This is a genomic window from Paraburkholderia gardini (genome assembly GCF_907164545.1).
Taxonomy (GTDB): domain Bacteria; phylum Pseudomonadota; class Gammaproteobacteria; order Burkholderiales; family Burkholderiaceae; genus Paraburkholderia; species Paraburkholderia gardini.
Map to the genome: position 1 here is coordinate 1 of NZ_CAJQZB010000054.1, position 17,522 is coordinate 17,522.

General features: G+C 62.1%; 16 protein-coding genes. 6 read left to right on the forward strand and 10 right to left on the reverse strand.

Annotated elements, in window-relative coordinates; genetic code table 11:
* Positions 1-231 precede the first annotated feature (231 nt).
* Positions 232-1,479 (reverse strand): MFS transporter, encoded by a 1,248-nt coding sequence (locus LPA37_RS26080; protein ID WP_228979788.1) that lies wholly within the window; start codon positions 1,477-1,479, stop codon positions 232-234.
* Positions 1,480-1,929: 450 nt separating this feature from the next.
* Here LPA37_RS26080 and LPA37_RS26085 point away from each other — a divergent pair, with 450 nt between their 5' ends.
* Positions 1,930-2,157 carry a DUF2964 family protein gene (locus tag LPA37_RS26085; RefSeq protein ID WP_228979785.1) on the forward strand — a complete coding sequence of 76 codons (228 nt, stop codon included), beginning with the start codon at positions 1,930-1,932 and terminating at the stop codon, positions 2,155-2,157.
* Between the two features lie 172 nt (positions 2,158-2,329).
* On the opposite strand, the gene LPA37_RS26090 is transcribed toward LPA37_RS26085, so the two are convergent.
* A complete protein-coding gene (locus LPA37_RS26090) occupies positions 2,330-3,841 on the reverse strand; it encodes a DUF1254 domain-containing protein (protein ID WP_228979784.1) in 1,512 nt (503 codons plus the stop codon).
* A gap of 166 nt (positions 3,842-4,007) precedes the next feature.
* Here LPA37_RS26090 and LPA37_RS26095 point away from each other — a divergent pair, with 166 nt between their 5' ends.
* Positions 4,008-4,715 carry a DUF2242 domain-containing protein gene (locus LPA37_RS26095; protein WP_228980009.1) on the forward strand — a complete coding sequence of 236 codons (708 nt, stop codon included), beginning with the start codon at positions 4,008-4,010 and terminating at the stop codon, positions 4,713-4,715.
* Positions 4,716-4,789: 74 nt separating this feature from the next.
* Here the strand turns inward: LPA37_RS26095 and LPA37_RS26100 are convergent, their stop codons facing one another.
* Entirely contained in the window at positions 4,790-6,055 is a 1,266-nt protein-coding gene (locus tag LPA37_RS26100; protein ID WP_229014082.1) for an NYN domain-containing protein, read from the reverse strand.
* Positions 6,056-6,229: 174 nt separating this feature from the next.
* The gene (locus LPA37_RS26105) at positions 6,230-7,129 is read right to left on the reverse strand and encodes a DMT family transporter (RefSeq protein WP_407672626.1); all 900 of its coding nucleotides are present in this window, start codon (positions 7,127-7,129) and stop codon (positions 6,230-6,232) included.
* 381 nt (positions 7,130-7,510) lie between these two features.
* Between LPA37_RS26105 and LPA37_RS26110 the strand changes: the two genes are divergently transcribed.
* Positions 7,511-7,717, forward strand: coding sequence for a hypothetical protein (locus LPA37_RS26110; RefSeq protein ID WP_228979777.1), 207 nt, complete (start codon positions 7,511-7,513; stop codon positions 7,715-7,717).
* Between the two features lie 148 nt (positions 7,718-7,865).
* On the opposite strand, the gene LPA37_RS26115 is transcribed toward LPA37_RS26110, so the two are convergent.
* Both LPA37_RS26115 and LPA37_RS26120 read right to left on the reverse strand, forming a co-directional pair.
* On the reverse strand, positions 7,866-8,150 hold the full coding sequence (locus LPA37_RS26115; protein WP_229014084.1) for a hypothetical protein: 285 nt from the start codon (positions 8,148-8,150) through the stop codon (positions 7,866-7,868).
* Between the two features lie 105 nt (positions 8,151-8,255).
* The gene (locus LPA37_RS26120; RefSeq protein ID WP_228979774.1) at positions 8,256-9,044 is read right to left on the reverse strand and encodes a Mut7-C RNAse domain-containing protein; all 789 of its coding nucleotides are present in this window, start codon (positions 9,042-9,044) and stop codon (positions 8,256-8,258) included.
* A gap of 95 nt (positions 9,045-9,139) precedes the next feature.
* On the opposite strand from LPA37_RS26120, the gene LPA37_RS26125 reads away from it, so the two are divergent.
* Both LPA37_RS26125 and LPA37_RS26130 read left to right on the forward strand, forming a co-directional pair.
* Positions 9,140-10,009, forward strand: a complete 870-nt coding sequence (locus tag LPA37_RS26125; protein WP_229014085.1) for an NAD(P)-dependent oxidoreductase — start codon at positions 9,140-9,142, stop codon at positions 10,007-10,009.
* Positions 10,010-10,120: 111 nt separating this feature from the next.
* Positions 10,121-10,762, forward strand: coding sequence for a LysE family translocator (locus tag LPA37_RS26130; protein ID WP_228979770.1), 642 nt, complete (start codon positions 10,121-10,123; stop codon positions 10,760-10,762).
* Positions 10,763-10,870: 108 nt separating this feature from the next.
* On the opposite strand, the gene LPA37_RS26135 is transcribed toward LPA37_RS26130, so the two are convergent.
* The gene (locus tag LPA37_RS26135; RefSeq protein WP_229014086.1) at positions 10,871-12,382 is read right to left on the reverse strand and encodes a Fic family protein; all 1,512 of its coding nucleotides are present in this window, start codon (positions 12,380-12,382) and stop codon (positions 10,871-10,873) included.
* Positions 12,383-12,861: 479 nt separating this feature from the next.
* Here LPA37_RS26135 and LPA37_RS26140 point away from each other — a divergent pair, with 479 nt between their 5' ends.
* The gene (locus LPA37_RS26140; protein WP_229014087.1) at positions 12,862-13,227 is read left to right on the forward strand and encodes a response regulator; all 366 of its coding nucleotides are present in this window, start codon (positions 12,862-12,864) and stop codon (positions 13,225-13,227) included.
* A gap of 218 nt (positions 13,228-13,445) precedes the next feature.
* On the opposite strand, the gene LPA37_RS26145 is transcribed toward LPA37_RS26140, so the two are convergent.
* From LPA37_RS26145 to LPA37_RS26155, 3 genes are all read right to left on the reverse strand, one after another.
* Positions 13,446-14,270: an OmpW/AlkL family protein gene (locus LPA37_RS26145; RefSeq protein ID WP_229014088.1), complete on the reverse strand. Its 825-nt coding sequence runs from the start codon at positions 14,268-14,270 to the stop codon at positions 13,446-13,448.
* 113 nt (positions 14,271-14,383) lie between these two features.
* On the reverse strand, positions 14,384-15,631 hold the full coding sequence (locus LPA37_RS26150) for a DUF2957 domain-containing protein (RefSeq protein ID WP_229014089.1): 1,248 nt from the start codon (positions 15,629-15,631) through the stop codon (positions 14,384-14,386).
* Between the two features lie 119 nt (positions 15,632-15,750).
* Positions 15,751-17,109: a DUF2957 domain-containing protein gene (locus tag LPA37_RS26155; RefSeq protein ID WP_229014090.1), complete on the reverse strand. Its 1,359-nt coding sequence runs from the start codon at positions 17,107-17,109 to the stop codon at positions 15,751-15,753.
* Positions 17,110-17,522 lie beyond the last annotated feature (413 nt).

A 17,522-nucleotide genomic window follows, 5' to 3' on the forward strand; every position in this document is an offset into this window, starting at 1 on the left:
ACTATGGGCTGCTGTCGCCGATCCTGCACGTCGTGCCGCTGCAGTTGCTCGCGTATCACACGGCGTGCTCGCGGGGCACGGATGTCGACAAGCCGCGTAACCTTGCTAAATCCGTGACGGTTGAGTGATCGGGCGGGGTGTGCTGATACGCCCCGCTTCGCCCGACATCGTCATCCGCCATTCCGCTTTGCAGGCAATCGTATCCCTGCAAAGCGTTTCTCCCGCTTCCTGCTAATCCGGATTCACCTGACACGCGACCGCCTCCGTTTCGCGCGTTTCTTCTCGCGCACCGAAACTGGCCAGCGCGGCCAGCCCGAGCAGCGCCAGCCCGCTGCCGAAAAGGAAGTCAGCTCGAATACCGATGTGATCGACGATCAAACCGCCAACCAGCGAACCGGACGCGATCGCCACCTGAATGATGCCGACGAACAGCGCAGAGCCCGCTTCCGGTGCATCTGGCGTCGCGCGCTGAATCCAGACGCTGAAACAGAGCGGTAGCGCACCGAACGCAATGCCCCACGCCATCACGACGGCGGCGACGCCATATGACGAGTGTTGCAGCAAAGGTAGCGACAGCAGCGCAAACATCAGGAGCGAAATCATCGCGGCTACCGATGTCTTCAGACCGCGCACGATCGTCGATGAAATCGCGAAGTTCGAGAAAAACCCGATCATCCCGAAGCCGAGCAGCAGCCACGTGATGGTCGCCATCGAGAGATTCGCGTTACGCAGCAGGAACGGCGTGATGTACGTGTAGGACGAAAAGTGCGCGCCGAACACGAGCGCCACCATCAACATGCTGCGGCGCGGATGCGGCCGGCGCATCAGGCCGACCAGGTCTTTCATGCGCAATGCGGTCGTCGAGGGCAGGGAAGGCACCAGGAAGAACTGCGCAACCAGCGCAATCGCGACGAGTACGCCCGTCGCCATGAACGAAGCCCGCCATGACGCGAAGCTCGCGATAAATGTGCCGAGCGGCACGCCGATCACGGTTGCGCACGTCACGCCGGTCAGGATCGTCGCCATCGCACGCGCGGAATCGCGCGGCGCGACGAGGCGTCCGGAGGCTGCTGTCGCCAGCGTCCAGAAGCCGCCGAGCGACGCCCCCAGCAACGCACGCCCCAGCAGCATGATCAGGAAACTGGGCGCGAACGCGGAGATCAGGTTCGACGCGAGCAGCAAGGTCGTCAGCAGCAGGAACACACGCCGACGGTCCATGGTTCCAGCCACGAGCATCAGCCCCGGCGCGGAAATGGCGGCGATGATGCCGGGGACGGTCACCATCAGGCCGGCCGTTCCAGGCGAGACACCCAGCTCTTTTGCAACGCGTGGCAACAGTCCCACCGGCAGGAACTCGGTTGTCACGAACGCAAACGCGCCGATGGCCACAGCGATGACGGCAAGCCAGGCGCGCAGCGATGATGCATCGCCGCTCTCCGGCGAAGCACTGCCAGCCGGCAGATTTTTTTCCAATAACATGGTTTTGTTTGCAGGTTACTAAATAGTGATTTGAACTGGATCGGTCACGCTGACTAATCGCGTCCGAAATATCTAATCTGAAGCGGGAGGCGCGTGGAAATAGCCCCTATTTGCGGAGCACACCATAGCATCGTATTTAAACGCTCGCAGACGCCTCAAAATAATCGCACCTGCGGGCAAGGTTATTGGCAACCGCGACTAGTCTTGAAACAGATGACAAGACCGCATCCGCGCGTTGTCGGCGGGCTCCAGTCATCGACATAAAAGCGGTCGATCGGGTTCAGGTGCCTTGACGTAAGCCGCCCGAACCCGTTTCCGGGCAGTCAGGCATGCTGACAAACCAGCGCGCGACTTTATAATGGGGTGAGATGCCGCTGCACGTGTTTGCGGACACGCAATCAACGTCAACCATCGTTTTCGTTGCAGCCCGGGTTCGGGCAAGGGCCAATCATGAAACTCAGCCGCTGGAGAGAAGGTGCAGGTCCGGAGCGTCGCAAGCTTATCTGGACGAAGCTTCGCGTGCTGCTTGCGGCGATCGGCACCCTGACCGCCGTCGCAGGCATTGCGGTCTCCGTGAATGGCCTGCTCGAATTCAACAACGTGAAAGTCGCGGTCGGTGTCGCGATCATCGTCGTTTCGACGATTCTTTATATCGCGATGCTTTCGGGTTCCGAATAGCGCGATCCTCGTGCCACGGCGCGGCGCGCCGTGCTACCCCTGCCGCGCGGCAGGGCGTACCGCCTGAACGGGGCCTTGCGCGTAATGGCCGTCGCTGGCGACGGCCATTCACGCTCCGCACGCGGCGGATGATCGCGACGGCCGCGTCAGCGGGCCGTCTGAAGCAGCGTCATCACGACGCCTGCTGGATATCCTCGAGTTTCCAGCTCTTGTCGAACCACGGCGCAAGCGGGCCATACAGCCGGAAAATCGTGAACCAGCTCTTGCCCGGAATGGTTTGAATCCAGTTGCTTTCCTTGCCCGCCGGCGCTTTCGGTCCGAAATACAGATCGACCGAGCCGTCCGCGTTTTTCACAAGACCCTTTTCGCTGGAGAGACTCGGGAACTGCTGGTCGGTCTGCAGCATCGAGCGGGTCTGCGGGTCGTACAGCACGACCGACCAGAAGTCCTTCACCGGCACGTTGGGCGGAACGTGCAGCGTGTAGTCTTTCGCACCGTCGAATGGTTTGCCCGCCGCGTCGTAATTCTCCGCGGCGTACTGCGAGCCGATGCCCGGCATTGCGATCGCCATCGCGGGCGTATCGACGGTCGCGGCGTAGAAGAACATCGTTCGCGCGTCGAAGTTGCGTGCGCCGTCGTTCAGCCATTGGTAGCTGCCGCCGACGAACGGCGTGTTCCAGTGGCGATCCGGATAGATCAGGACGGCCTTGTCGCGGTTGGCGAAGTCGATCGTGCGTGCGCTTGCGTTGCCGACCGCGACGGCATCGGTCAGGATCTTCGTCATGCGTGCATCGGGCGCGAACGGCTTGCCTTTCACAATGCCGATCGATGCGAAGAGGCCGGTCATGTCAGGGCCGTAGACGCCGGCAGGTTCTTCCTGGACGATCTCGTTCATCTCCTCGTAGAACTTGATCGTATTGGCATGCACCGTATTCATGACCTTGCCGGACATGTCGACGAACGTCGTCGCAGGCGGTGAGCCTGCCTGCGACAGCGGATAGACACGCAGATGCGCCTTGAGGCTTGCCACACCGGGTTTCGGGTCGCCGTTCTTCATGAACGCGCGGCCGAACAGCAGGTTGCCGAACGTCGGCGACTTCACGATGATGTAGCCGCTCTTCGGCAGCGCGCCGGTATAGCCCGGCGGCACGAACAGGTACTTGCCGCCTTTGCCCTTGTCCGGGCCTGCGTTGCCGAGGTCGGTGACATAGCGGAACCAGAAGTCGTCGACGACACCGAGGATGTTCGGCGGCGTTTCGACAACCACCGGTCCGTTCTTCAGATCCATCCAGTTCCAGAAGTAGACGGTTTCAGTATTCGCCGTCAGGAACAGCGACTTCGAATCCATCAGCGATTCGAAGATGCCGATCTTGCTGCCCGTGGCACCCGCTTCGCGCAGACCAGTCCGGATCGCAACCAGCGATGCACCCGGAATGCCGTTCAGGAACACTTCGACGCCACGCATGAAGTCGAGGTTGTCATAGACCTTCTGTGCTGTTTCGGGCGTCGGGATGCCGTCGAAGTACTTGAGCTGGCCGATGCGCGTGTCGACGGTATTGGGTGTCGTGATTTCGGGCGGAATCGGCGTAGTCATCTTCAACGCGGTCGAAGCGGCGTCTGCCGGCACGAACGCCGATGCGCACAATGTGACGAGGCACCAGGCAACACTTTGTTTGATTGTCATCTTCTTGCTCACGAAACCTCCACGCGAATGAATTCCCGAAAGATCGGGGTGGTAAGGGTACATGTTGCTGGCACTATTATTACTCGCCTGTTCCGGGTGCGTGTCCCAAAAAGGCGCTCTACAATGCATGCCATTCGACGTCGCGTCGCTCCGGTTTTTTTCGATCATGCATGAAGTCTTTGTCAGAACCACCGTCACCGTGCTTGCGCTCCTCGCGCTCGCAGGCTGCTCGACATCGTCGCAGCCGAAATTCCAGCAGGAACTGTTCGATACGGGTGTGAGCCCGTACGCGCGCAACTTCAACGCGAGCAGCACGGATACCTGTGAAGCGGCGCGTCGCGCGCTGCTCAGCCAGGGTTACATGACGACCATGACGCGCGGCGATACGGTCGACGGCACCAAGAATTTCCAGCCGAGCGGCGATTCGCACGTAGTCGTGGAGTTTCACGTCGTGTGCACGCCGGGTGAGGAGGCGAGCGACACCAGCATCGCGTATGTGAACGCCGTGCAGAATGGCTTTGCGCTGAAGAAGAGCGATACGTCGGCGAGTGTGGGTTTGAGCATCCTCGGTTCACTGTCGCTGCCGATCCGCTCGAACAGCGACGCGATGGTGAAGATTTCGAGTGAGACGATCCCGTCGGGCAAGTTCTACGACCGCTTCTTCGCGCTCGTCGAGCATTATCTGCATACGGTCGTGCGTACGTCACCGGTGGTGCCGGATGCGGTTGTCACCCGTGAGATTCCGCCGGACCCCGCGGTCGACGTCGCCGCCCAGGCAGCAGCGCAGGCAGTGGCGCAGACAGCCGGACCGGCAGTCGCGCCCACGCCGGCGAGCGATGCCCTCGCACCGCTTTTGCAGTCGCTGACACCGTGATGCGCTAAAGCGGTGTCAGGCTTCAGGACGCACCGGACCCACCGGCGCGTGTTTCAACCGGGAATATTTCCCCTCTATTCGGTCGCCGCGGCAGCCTTGCGCGGACGACGTGCCCGCGGTGCAGTCTTGCGAGCGGTCTTCCCTGCTTTCGGCGCGAGCTCTTCCGGTTGTGCGGTTTGTGCCGGTTGCGCTTCCGTTGCCTGCGAGGGCTGATCCGTTGCGGTGGCGGTAGAAGCTGGCGCTTCCGCGGCATCGGCTGCTTCGGCTTTCCTCGAAGACGTCTTGCGGCTTCCGCGTCCCTTGCGACGTGCGGCGGCGGGTTCCGCCGGCGTTGCGTCTTGCGTCGCGTATTCCGTCACGGCGGGCACGTCATGCACTTCCGATGCGGTGAACAGATCCTGCGCGACGGGCAATTCCAGTTCGGCAATCGCAGCCGCGGCGGGTTCCTGCGCGCCTTTTCTGCGCGCACCCCGTTTCGATCTGCTTTCACGCGGCGCCGCCGGCTCGCTGCGCACCGCACCGCCATTGCCGCGAAACACGAACGTGCCCGATTTTTCGTCGCGGCCGACTTCGAACAGACCACGCATCTGCGCTTCCTCGAGCAGATTGCCGAACGCACGAAACCCGTAGTAAGACTCGCTGAAGTCCGGTTTGCGGCGCTTGATCGCATCCTTTAACGCCGACGCCCATACCTTGCCGCTGTCGCCCCGCTCGGTCACGAGCGCATCGAACGTCTGCACGGCGATTTCGATGGCTTCGCTGCGACGCGATTCGAGATCGTCACGGCGACGCTTCTCTTCATCGGGCGAGCGCTTCGGGGCAGGCTGCGGCTCTTTCACGCGCTTTGCGGCGGCGCGCAGGCTTTCGCGGGCGAGGTCGTCGTAGAAAATGAATTCGTCGCAATTGGCGATCAGCAGGTCGGAGGTCGACTGCTTCACGCCGATGCCGATCACCTGCTTCGCGTTCTCGCGCAGCTTGGAAACCAGCGGTGAAAAATCCGAGTCGCCGCTGATGATGACGAACGTATTGACGTGCGATTTCGTGTAGCAGAGATCGAGCGCATCGACGACGAGCCGGATATCGGCGGAGTTCTTGCCCGACTGGCGCACGTGCGGAATCTCGATCAGTTCGAAGTTCGCTTCGTGCATTGCGGCTTTGAAGCCCTTGTAGCGTTCCCAGTCGCAATACGCCTTCTTGACGACGATGCTGCCCTTCAGCAGCAGGCGTTCGAGCACGAGCTTGATGTCGAACTTTTCGAATTTCGCGTCGCGCACGCCAAGCGCGACGTTCTCGAAGTCGCAGAAGAGCGCCATGCTGGGCGTGTCACTGGATGATGTCATGTGTGTGTTCTCCCGTAGGTTCTGTCGGGTGCAGGAATAACCCGCAGCATAACGGTCTTTTGAGCGGACGCCGGGCAGATTGATGTCGGACCGCGCGCGGACTGTTTTGCCCTTCGCCGCGAACCCGGCGTGCTCAACGTCAATCACGGCGGCAGGACTATCGCCTGACGCGCGTCAACCCCGCCCGATCGATGAAGCCGCAGCCTGCCGCCGGCTTTCCCACGCCGGCATCACCTGACACACGATCAGCCCGGCGAGCATCAGCACGCAGCCGAAGAGCGCGCGTCCGGGCAGCGTTTCCCCGAGCACCAGCCAGCCGGCGAGCGCCGCGAACACGCCTTCCATGCTGAAGATCACGGCGGCGTGCGCGGGTGCGGCGTCCTTCTGCGCGACCACCTGAATCGTGTACGCGACGCCGACCGATAGCGCGCCACCATAGAGGATGGTCGGCGCGGCGCGCACGAGATCGGCGAGCCTGAGCGGCTCGAACACGAGCCCGATCGCAAGGCACACGGCGCCGCAGGTGACGAACTGCACAAGCGCGAGCATCAGCGGATCGTGGCGGCGCGCGAACCGTCCGACGAGCATCACCTGCGCCGCGATCACGAATGCGCCGGCAAGCTGGTACCAGTCGCCGCGGAGAATCGAGAAGTGCTCGCTGACGCTCAGAAAATACATGCCGATGGCGGCGAGCAGCGCGCCGAGCCAGGTGCCGACCGCCGTTTCGTGACGCGCGAGTACGCCCATCAACGGCACGATGACGACATAGAGCGAACTGATAAACCCGGCGTTCGCGACCTTCGTGTATTGCAGCCCGATCTGCTGCATCGAGATCGCCACCGAAAGCAGCAGGCCAAGCAAGGCGCCCGAAGCGAGCAACTCACGCGAAACTGGCCGCGCTGTCGTGACCGTTTCGCCGCCCGGGCGGGCGTGCCGCAGATACATCAGCAGGCCGAACACGACGGTCGCGCCCAGCAGGAAGCGCAGGCCGGTGAAGAGGAACGGCCCGATTGCGTCGAGGCTGAGCCGTTGCGCAACAAAGGCGGAGCCCCAGATCAGGGCGGCGACCAGCATCAGCAGGTTCGCGCGAAGGTGTTTGCGACTGTTGGTGTTCACGACGGAAATGCGTGCGGATTTCGGGGCGGAGCGCACATGATACGCGTCTGGATAGAACGGTCTGGAACCGGCCAGATCGCGGCCGATCATTCAGACAAAAGCGGCATTTTCCATCGCTCTGAAAGCACCGCTGGCACCGCGCAAAAGCGGTTGAAAGCTGAAAGAAAGAAACGTGTCTCCCGGAAAATACAGGGTGGCTTTTATGAGATGACAAACCGCCTACGCTAAGTGATACTCCCCGCGGGGAGCCGCCTGGCGACACCGTCACCGGGTGCGCTTCACCGTGCCGTGCTTACTCATTCACATTGATCAAGTCGCTCAGGTTTGGGAAAAAACACTATGAAGAAGATCATCGCCTCGCTTATCGCAGCCTCGTTCGCACTCGTGTCGTTCCAGGCTTTCGCTCAAGACGCATCCGCACCGGCCGCTGCCACCGCAGCCAAGCCGGCGCACACGCACAAGCAACTGAAGACGCACGGCAAGCGCGCCAAGGTTTCGGAAGCTGCATCGGCTGCCGGCACGAGCGACAAGGGCACGCCGCAGTAAAGTGTCTCCCGTTCGGGCGGTCCGGGTCTTAAACCCCGTTCCGTCAGCGAAAAAAGAAAGGCCAGGTTTTTTTTACCCTGGCCTTTCTTTATGGCTGGCGGCGCCTGTCGTGCTTGAGGCGATCCGGCGGCGATGTCCGCCTGGCGGCTTATTTCGCGTCGGCCGCGAGACCGCGTTGCAGCACCTCGGTCAGCAGGCCAGTCATGCCTTCGGGATGCGTCGCCGCGCGTTCCTGCAGTTGCGCGACGAGATCCGCGTTCAGCTTGCACGCGAACGGCACCAGCCCCAGCTCCTGGTCGAGTTTGCGCTGCGCGCGACGATCGGGCGCGGCTTGTGTCGCGGAGTTGCCAAAGCGGCCAGCCTTCGATTGCTTCAGATCGTTGGCCAGCTTGAGCGCCTTGTTCTTCTCAAGGTCGAATTTTTTCATTGCCATGCCGGATGCCCCTGCGGAATAAGTGAATGTGAACAATCCTGCATTGTACGCACCGCGCCCGATGTGCCATCGGCACCGGTCTCAACGCGGACGTTTTATCGCGGGCTACGTCGGATTTTCCACGCTAACGGGCGGCATGCCGGTCGCGCCGTCGCGCTCGCCGGCGAGGCTGTCCATCAGCGCGCGCATGCGCTGCCAGTGCGTGCCTTCCCAGAACACGCGCCGACACACGTCGCAGGTCACGAAGCGCGCATGCCGTTCCAGCACGCCCTCAGGTGCGCGTCCCACCACGTCCTCTTTCGCGATGCGCCGCAGCGGCGCGTTGCACGCAAGACAAAGGCGAAACGGTTGCGTGCTGCCCGCGAGGTCGAGCCGGTCGAAAATCTCGCGCAGCTGGATTTTCGGCTTCAGCGCGCGCACGTAGCAGCCGTGCATGATCGTGCGCCGCTTCAGCAGTTCGCGGTCGCGCGTGAGCACGATACGGTGGTCGCGCGAGGCGATGGCTTCGATGTCTTCGTCGGGATAGTGGTTGTCGTACAGCGTGTCGAAGCCCGCCAGACGCAGCAGTTGCGCAAGACCGCCGAGATGCGCATCGGCGACGAAGCGCACCACCCGCAGCGGCCGCTCGCGCACGCGCAGGAGCGGCTGGATGTCGAACGCCTCGAACTTCGGATAGACAGCGACACGATCGCCGTCGGCCAGCGGATGCTCGAAACCCACCGATTCGCCGTTCACCAGAATCAGCTCGACTTCGGTGTGCGGCACGCCGATCGCCTCGATCATGTGCTTTGCGGTAGCGCCGCGCGCACAGGGGCAACTGAACGAGCGCCGCCGCAACGGACGGGCGATGAAGTCGTTCAGTTCCTCATAAAACCGGAATGTCGCCGTGACCATTTGACCAGTATGGCACCGGGCTGCCGGCAGCGCGTGGATGCATGTGTCACGCGGGTGTGGTCTACTTCCGTTTCGTTCGAAGGAGGAGCTTCAGCATGGACATAGGATTTATCGGTCTCGGCGAGATGGGCGCCGTGATGGTGACAAATATTCTGAAAGCCGGGCATACCGTGCGCGTGTGGAACCGCTCGCCGGAACGCGCGCGGACGTTGAGCACCGCGGGCGCCCAGGTCGTTGCCACCCCGGCTGAAGCCTTTACGGGCGACGCCGTGTTCTCGATGCTCGCCGACGATGCCGCGCTGCGCGATGTCATCGACAGCCAGTTACTGGAAAACGCGCCACGCGGGCTGATTCACGTCAACATGGCGACGATTTCCGTCGCATTGGCCGATTCGCTCGCGCATGCGCACGCGGAGCGCGGCCTGAATTACGTCGCGGCGCCGGTGCTCGGCCGGCCGGACGTCGCGGCGGCGGGCAAGCTGACGATTGTCGCGGCCGGCCCCGCCGAGGCGATCGATCTCGTGCAGCCGGTGTTCGACGCGATCGGCCAGAAAACCTGGCGCATCGGCTCGCTGCCGCAGCAGGCGAATGTCATGAAGCTGGCGGTGAATTTCATGCTGGCCTCGGCCGTGGAAACGCTCGGCGAAGCGTCGACGCTCCTCACCGGTCACGGCGTCGCGATGCAGGATTTCCTTGACGTGATCACGAGCAGCGTGTTTCCGGGGCCGGTCTACCAGGGCTACGGGAAGATGATCGCCGAGCAGCGGTATGAGCCGGCGCTCTTCAAGGCACGTCTCGGATTGAAGGACGTGCGGCTTGCACTGGCGGCCGCCGACACGATTTCCACGGCTATGCCGATTGCGAGCGTTGTGCGCGACAGCCTGCTCGACGCGGTCGCGCATGGCGAAGGCGAAATGGACTTCGCCGTGCTGGGTCAGGTGTCGGCACGCCGCGCCGGGCGGTGACGCTGCCGTGGGGCCTTGTCCGGATGGCTAACGTTGTGCCGCGGCTGCGTTGTGGCGTGCGTGCGCAGGCATAATGGCCGTCCGTTCCAGTTTTCCTGTCTGGTGGCTGTCATGAGTCTGCACATCTGGTGGCTGTTTGCCGCCACCGTTTTTGTTATTTCAGCCATTCCCGGCCCGAACATGCTGCTCGTCATGACGCACGGCGCGCGACACGGCCTGCGCCGCTCGGGCGCGACCATGGCGGGTTGTCTGTCCGCGCTGGTGCTGATGCTGTCGGTATCCGCAGCCGGCCTCGGCGTGTTCCTCGAAGCCTGGCCGATGATGTTCAACGCGTTGCGTCTGATCGGCGCGGCGTATCTCGTCTGGCTTGGCATCAAGGCGTGGCGCGCGCCTGTCGACGAAGCCGCGATCGCGAATGCCGATGCGCCCGAAGTGACCGCGGACCGTCCGCGTGCCACGTGGTCGATGTTCCGCAACGGCTTTCTCGTGGCAAGCAGCAATCCGAAGGCCATCCTGTTTGCAGCCGCGTTGTTGCCGCAGTTCATCGACGCAAGCCGCCCGACGCTGCCGCAGTTCGGCGTGCTCGTCGCGACATTCGCGGTGATCGAAGTGAGCTGGTATCTCGTCTACGCCGGTTTTGGCACACGCATCGGCGCGAAGCTGAAGAGCCGCAATGTCGCACGGTTGTTTAACCGGCTGACTGGCGGCGTGTTTGTCGGCTTCGGCGCGATGATGGCGCTGGTGCGGCACTGAGCTTGAACCACCGCGCCTGCGCGTGCAGCGTATCGAAAAGCGCCTGATGATCCCAGGGCTTTGTCTTGTCGGGTATCCAGAACATGTGGTTTGACAAAGCATTAACCATCAGCCCCCATTAATCGCATTCTCCGGGAATATCAACCGGTAATTCTTCAGGTCTTCCTTGAAGGCATGGCAGCGGCCAAGCTGGTTCTGCACATCGTGTCGCGGCTGACCGTAGTCGAAGCGCGAAGTCCAGTTGTGGATACGCGTCATGCTGCGGATGTACGGGGCTGCATCGCGGTCATTGGTCAGCCGCTGTAGTGGCAGCAGATAGTCCTCGCGGTACACCGTCGGAACGATGATCCGGCACACGCCTGCTTCGCTGAGTACGCAGTTCATCGCAAGCCGCGCCGAGCGGCCGTTACCATCCTGGAAAGGATGGACCTCCGAGATGACGAACATCGTCATCAATGCGCGTGCGACTGGGTCAGCCAGCGACCGGATGCGCTCGAAGCCTTCGGCCAGGGTTGCCGGAACCTGCTCCGGCAGCACGAAGAGTGTGTTGCCGGCCATATTGCGCTTCTCCTTCCATTGCCCGGGCCCCTTGTCCGGACGCGCCTGCATCACAAGCGCATTCACGCTCTTGAGCCAGTCGAGAAAGTCGTCCGCCGTTGATGCAGGCCGGTTTCGCCATGGCGTCGTGCTGGCCGCCCGAAAGGTACCGAGAATGTCGTGGGAGTCCTCCGAGCGGTTCGGAATGATGGTCCCGTCGAAGACAATCTGCTCCGCTTCTTCAACCTCGAACGTAGTGCCCTCGATGAAATTCGAAAAGTAGCCTTCGAAGAAAGCAAAATTCTCTAGCGCTGTGCCCCGGGTTGCAGGGTCGGCTGGATGCGCGAACACTGCGTCGGCGAGCGCGGCGTGCAATACGTCAAACAGTTCCAGCCGGTCAGGGTCGTATGGTTTGCCTGCGGCGCGCGCGAGCGCCAGCTTGCTGCGAAGCTTTTTTTCTTCGTGCGTGCCGAGCAGTGCGCCGATGAGTCCGTCGAGGCGCCTGCTCCCGGAAGCCATGTCGAGCTTGTCAGCGATGGCTCTCGCCTGGTCCCGCAGGTCGTTGAGCTTGAAGTCTCCCCGGATGGTCAGAATCTTGTCGAGACGAGCCTCGATATCTTCCTGCGGAAGCACCCGTGCAGCTGCGCCGCGAGCGGTCCCCATGTTCTCAAGAAAGCCGCGGGCCTCGCTCGGCATATAGATGTTCCTGTGTGGCAAATCGGGCGTCGGCGGTTCGAGCAATGGCTTCGCACTGGCTCCAGAAAACACCTCGATGGTGAGCCCGGGCAACTCGAGTTTGCGGCGCGTTCGGCCGCGGCGAACATGAAGGACTCCATCGACAGGTCGGTGCTCCAGTGCGGACCGATAAGCCAGCACCGCACCCGGGAGCAGGTGGCTGACAATCGCTGCCCAGTTGCGAAGAACGACTGCTTCGACAGGACTGTCCAGGTTGCGCGTGTAGACGCCCCCATAAATGCGTCGAAGCGCACCCGTTCCGACGAGGCGGCGCAACGCGCGCGCATGTGCATCGTCTTCCACGGAAAAGAGGACTTCTGCAGTATCCCTGTCCGAATTTTGCGTCATTGTGCTCTCTATGGCAGCCGGTTTGTCCGGAAAACACTGAAATATATTGTCCGAAATATAGATTATTTGATTTGAATGTGGCCCTTCGATGTTTGCCGGAAATTACTTGATTCGATCGCTCCTGACGCACGTTTTGTCCAGAATCCGTGTGATTCGTGAGTGATCTTGTCCGAATACAGGGTGATTGTATGGGCGGCGGGGCGCTAACCATCCGAGCCCAACGTACGTTGGGCTCGGCTAGTTATGCGAAGGATCGTTTTGTGCGACGCGCAATTAGCCGGTGGACCCGCAAATAAATGAAATTTACGTATGGCTATGCGGATCAAAGCACATAGACGTAGGCGTTACTGTGGGAATCTTGCCTTTACGTACCACATAGTGGGCGCGAGGCAGGATGCAGCACCCCGCCGCCATGTGTGGTCGCACACGCCGTAGTAACTGCGATACGTCGATAAAATAAAGTCCGTCCGGAGACAGCCATGTGTGGCCGTATCCTGCTTGCCGATCACGATAACGACGCGCTGTCGTGTCTCGCCACTCTGCTCGAAGGCATGGGCTACGAGACGGCGTCGGCCCGCTCCCGTGACGAACTGCTGCAGGCGGTGCGGGATTTTCAACCCAATGTGGTGATCGTCGACTGCGGGATGCCTGGTATGGACCGGCACGGTGTGACCGGCGTGCTGCGTGCCCGCAATCCCTGCCACACCACGCTGCTGGTCGCGCTCACTGGATGGCGCTGCCCGCAGCAGGGCGACGCGCTATTCGTCGCGGGTTATGACGTCCATCTGGTCAAGCCTGTCGACGTCGACCAGCTCCGCTTGATTCTCTCGATGATCGATGCCTGAGCGACGTGGTGCGTGTCGCCTGCCCGCAATCCAGAGCGCGCGCTCTAGTACTTATGTTGCAATGCACCAAATGGTTTGCTATAGTTACTCCTGTCTCCTCCATGTCTCCTCGATATGGATTCAGCCCGCCCCAGTTGGCGGGCTTTTTTTTACCTGAAATCCGGCCGGCCCTGATCTTCCGGCATTTCGTTGCCATTCTCATGCGATGTGCAATCCGCTCAGAATTTGTACGCCACCGCGAGGTAGGTGATGATCGGATCGGCCTTCAGCTCAGCCTTCGATACCCCCAGCTCCGTGCCGTCAGCTGCCTTGATGATGACCGATGACGTCGTCTTCAACGGAATGTAGGTGACCGAGAACGTCAGGCCCCAGTGGTCGGTGATGCTGTACATCGCGCCCGCGTTGAACACCGGCTGCCACGATGAAGAGGCCTTCCCTTCGACTGTTGTCTTGCCGGGCTTGCCCGCGCCCGCGGCGAGTACGGCGCCGAGGTTCTCCTGCGTCGAGGTGACGAAGTTGTTGTTCAGCTGGATGTCCGAGAACCAGTTGTACGACACGCCGATCCCGAGGAACGGCCTGAACTTCGCCTCCGGTGCACCGAAGTAATACTGGAAAATCACCGCCGGACTCCACTGGCGCACGCTCTTCACGATCGGGTTCGCCGCTGGATCGCCCAGATCCTGGGTGCCGAGCGCGCCGGCCGGCCCCGGCGGCTTGATCGTGCCGTGGCCGTAAATCTTGAAGGTCGGCGGAATGCCCGCCACCGACGTCACCGCAAAATGACTGGTGAAGAAGTGGCTGATGACGAGGCCCGCCGTGTCGGCGTTGTTGGTCGACAGGCTCGTGCCCTCCGACGTGAACGAATTCGGCAGACGCAGCGGCGTGTTGATCGGAGTCGGCGCGACGGTCGTGGTGAGCGGCGTGCTCGAGTCCTGCGGCATCACGTGAAACCAGCCGAGCGAAACGACGTTGTCGCCCGCATGCTGCGCGTGAGCGCTCAGCGATATGCCCGCGGCCAGTGCCGCGATAATGATTTTTTTCATTCTGTTCCTCCTGATGCGGGCGTTCCTGCCGGACGCCGGCTGCGGCGCCACTGGCGTGGACCGCAACCGGCAAGCGGTCGCCTCGTTTCGTTTTGCCTGGGACGCTTTCGTCGTTACTGGACGAAAGCGCCGATCGTGAAGTACGGCGATTGAGGCGTCGTCAGGTCGAGGAAACCAAACACGCCGCCCGTGAAGACGAACTTGCCGGTCGACGCGCTTCCTGCCGCCGCGCCCGTGTGAATCGACGTCACGACACCCGGTGTGCCTTGCGTGAAGTCGAGGTCGAGTGCGGTGGCGAGCGACGCCTGCGAAGGCTGGAACGGGTCAAGCAGCGTTGCCTGCGCGCCGGCCAGCGCGGTCGTGCGATAGTCGAACTGACTGTCGACGCCGATGTATTCGCCGTCCTGCGAGCCCTGCGTGATCGCCGATTGCGGCGAGAGAATCGAGATGCCGGATTCGTCGTCGGCGACGGGGCCGGTGAGCCCGGTCTGTGGATCGAGACCCGGCTGTGCGCTCGCCGCCCCCGTGCGCACGAGAATCGGCACGTTCTGGCCGCGCAGCTTGCCGACGATCATGTAGCCCTTCGCGACCGGCGTGGGCGCGAGCGTCGGTTTAGCCTGACCGGGGAAGTTGTCCGTTTCGAACGCGCCGCTGCCGTCCGCCGACTGCACGAGGTTCGTGCCCGGCTGCTGGCATTTGCCGGCGTTGATGCCCACGTTGTCGCATTCGGTCCAGCTGCCGTCGGCGTTGATCGTGATCTTCGAGTCGACGGTGACCGGCGCGAAACTTTGCGACGGAATCTGGTGGTAGCCGAGCTGGTTGTACGTGCCGGCCACGTTGGCAATGTCCGTTTCAATCGTCGAAAAACCGATGAACGGGTAGTACGGGAACGTCGTGTCGGGCACCGCGCCCTGGCCGAGAATGCCGTCGAACTGGATTTCCGCGCCCGGAATCGTGCCGCCGGCCACACCTTCACCCACGAAGATCCGCGCCGGCCGGTTCGGATCGAGGCTCGCGCCGTTCAGGCGGAACGCGCACTGGTTGAGCTTCTGCGTCGGCAGCAGCGTTTCCATCGTGAGCGTGCCGTTCGCCGACTGGCCTTTGCGGGTTGGCGAAACCGTGCCCTTCGTCAGCGGGATCGGCGATTCGAGATAGCTGATTTGCCACGTCATTTTCGTGGTGTCGAGTTGCAGCTTGACGAGTTCGCCGTCGCCGCCGCCGCCGGTGAAAACCGTGTTGTAGTCGAGCGATGCCGGGCAGAGTCTCACCGGGGCCGGGGCCGGCGGGTCGTCACCGCCGCCGCCGCATGCGCCGAGCATCGGCGCGGCGAGTGCCAGCGTCGTGAGGAATTTCCAGTTCATGCAGCGCCTCCTTGATGTTCCAGTCGTGGATGGCCGGCTCCCGGTCCAGCCATCTCCTGTCTCGTTCGATACGGTGATGCGCGGTCCTGCTGCCCGCGGTGATGCTGCGGTTCGCCGCATTACTTGCTGATCTGCGCGCCGATGCCGAAGTAGGGCGCGCCCGTGGTGTCGGCGTTGGACGAACTCGCGACGACGCCACCGTTTTCCGTGCCGTTGATGAAGATCGCGAACAGGCCGCCGGAAGCGATCGCGAAGCCCGTGTTGTGCTGCACGTCACCGACGCCGACCAGACCCGGCGAGGGCAATCCGTAGCTGAGACCGAACCCGCTTTCGGCGGCGGCGGTGGTCGGATTGATGAAGGTGCCGATCGGTCCTTTCAGCAGCGTCGCGGTGTACCGGAAGTTCGAGTCCGCGCCGACGTAACCGCCGTCGATGTCGCCCGATGAGACCGTTGTCGATTTCGCGAGCAGCGCGATGCCGGATTCGTCGTCGACCGACAGCGGCGGGCTCACGTGGCCGGTGCGCACGACGAGCGGCACGGTCGCGCCGTTCAGCTGACCGATGATCATGTGAGCGACGGCGTCGTTGCCGATTCGAAGCGGTGTCTGGCTTCCCGAGCCGTTGACGATGACGGGCGGATGCGTGCTGTCCAGATAGCCGTTGCTGTTGACGGTCAGGGCGTCGCCGGTCGTCAGACAGCCGGAGCTCGACGTGCACGCACCGTTCGCATCGAACGTTTCGACGGAGTTCGTCGCGACCGTCAGGTATTTCGCGGTCGGCGACAGGTGATAAAGCAGGCTGTTGTAGGTGCCCGGAAGTGCGGACAGACTGGTCGTCGTGCTGGCGAAGCCGAGGAACGGGTAGAAATCGAAGTGACGATTGGGCACAGGCCCGATAAGTCCGAGGTAGCCGTCGTACTCCACGGTGGCGCCGGGAATGCCGCCGCCCGCCACGCCTTGCCCGACGAACACCATCGGCGGATTCGGCGTCGCGTCCTGCGTGAAATCGGGCGTGGTGTAGGTCGCGCCGTTGGGCGCGGTGCCGCTGCCCGGCGCGAGGATGAACGCACAGCGCGTCTGCCCGGCGGTCGGCAGCGTGCCGGTGGGCGGATGGATGACGTGGCCGGTGATGGTCACGCCGGCGCGCGTCACCGAGGGATCGCCGCCGGTGACCAGCGGAATCGGCGACTCCAGCCAGCTCAGCGTGTAAGTCATCGCCGTCGCATCGATGTTCAGACGCACGACCTCGCCGCTACCCGCGCCACCCAGATACGTGCTTTTGACGATATCCGCATCCGCCGGACACAGCGGTGCCGCATCCGCACCCTGGTTCGGCGGACCTTGCACGCCGCAGCTTGTGCCAGAACATTGCGGTGAATTGATTGGACCGGGATCGTCGGCTTTTCCGCCGCCACATGCGACGAGCAATGGAGCAGTGGCCATGGCCAGAGCCATGCCTCTAATAATGGCATGTGACATGCTGCGTCTCCCTTCTGTTTAATTTGCGTTGTAATTTCGCCGCGCATTTATACGCTGTCAATTGAAAGAACCGTCTAAAAAAGGCGATTCAAACAGCACGCAGATGGCCCGGCGACGACCGTGGTGCGGTTCGCGAGGCTTTTAAACAAAACAGATTTTTTTACTGCCAGAGCGTCGTCGTTGTTTTCGCGCTTGTCCTTGCGGGACAGGCATTTGAGCAAAATGCGCCCATCTTCATCGAACGGGCGTTCGAAGAAAAATCGGGAAATTCCCTATACGGTAAGGTGTGCCACATAATCGTTATGCAGAATTAATTACCGATCAGATCTGGCAACCATAAAAATGAATTCTGCGGTAATTCGGGCGATTACTGATTAATGAATTTTTTTAAAATCAGGGATCGCATGTGCTAA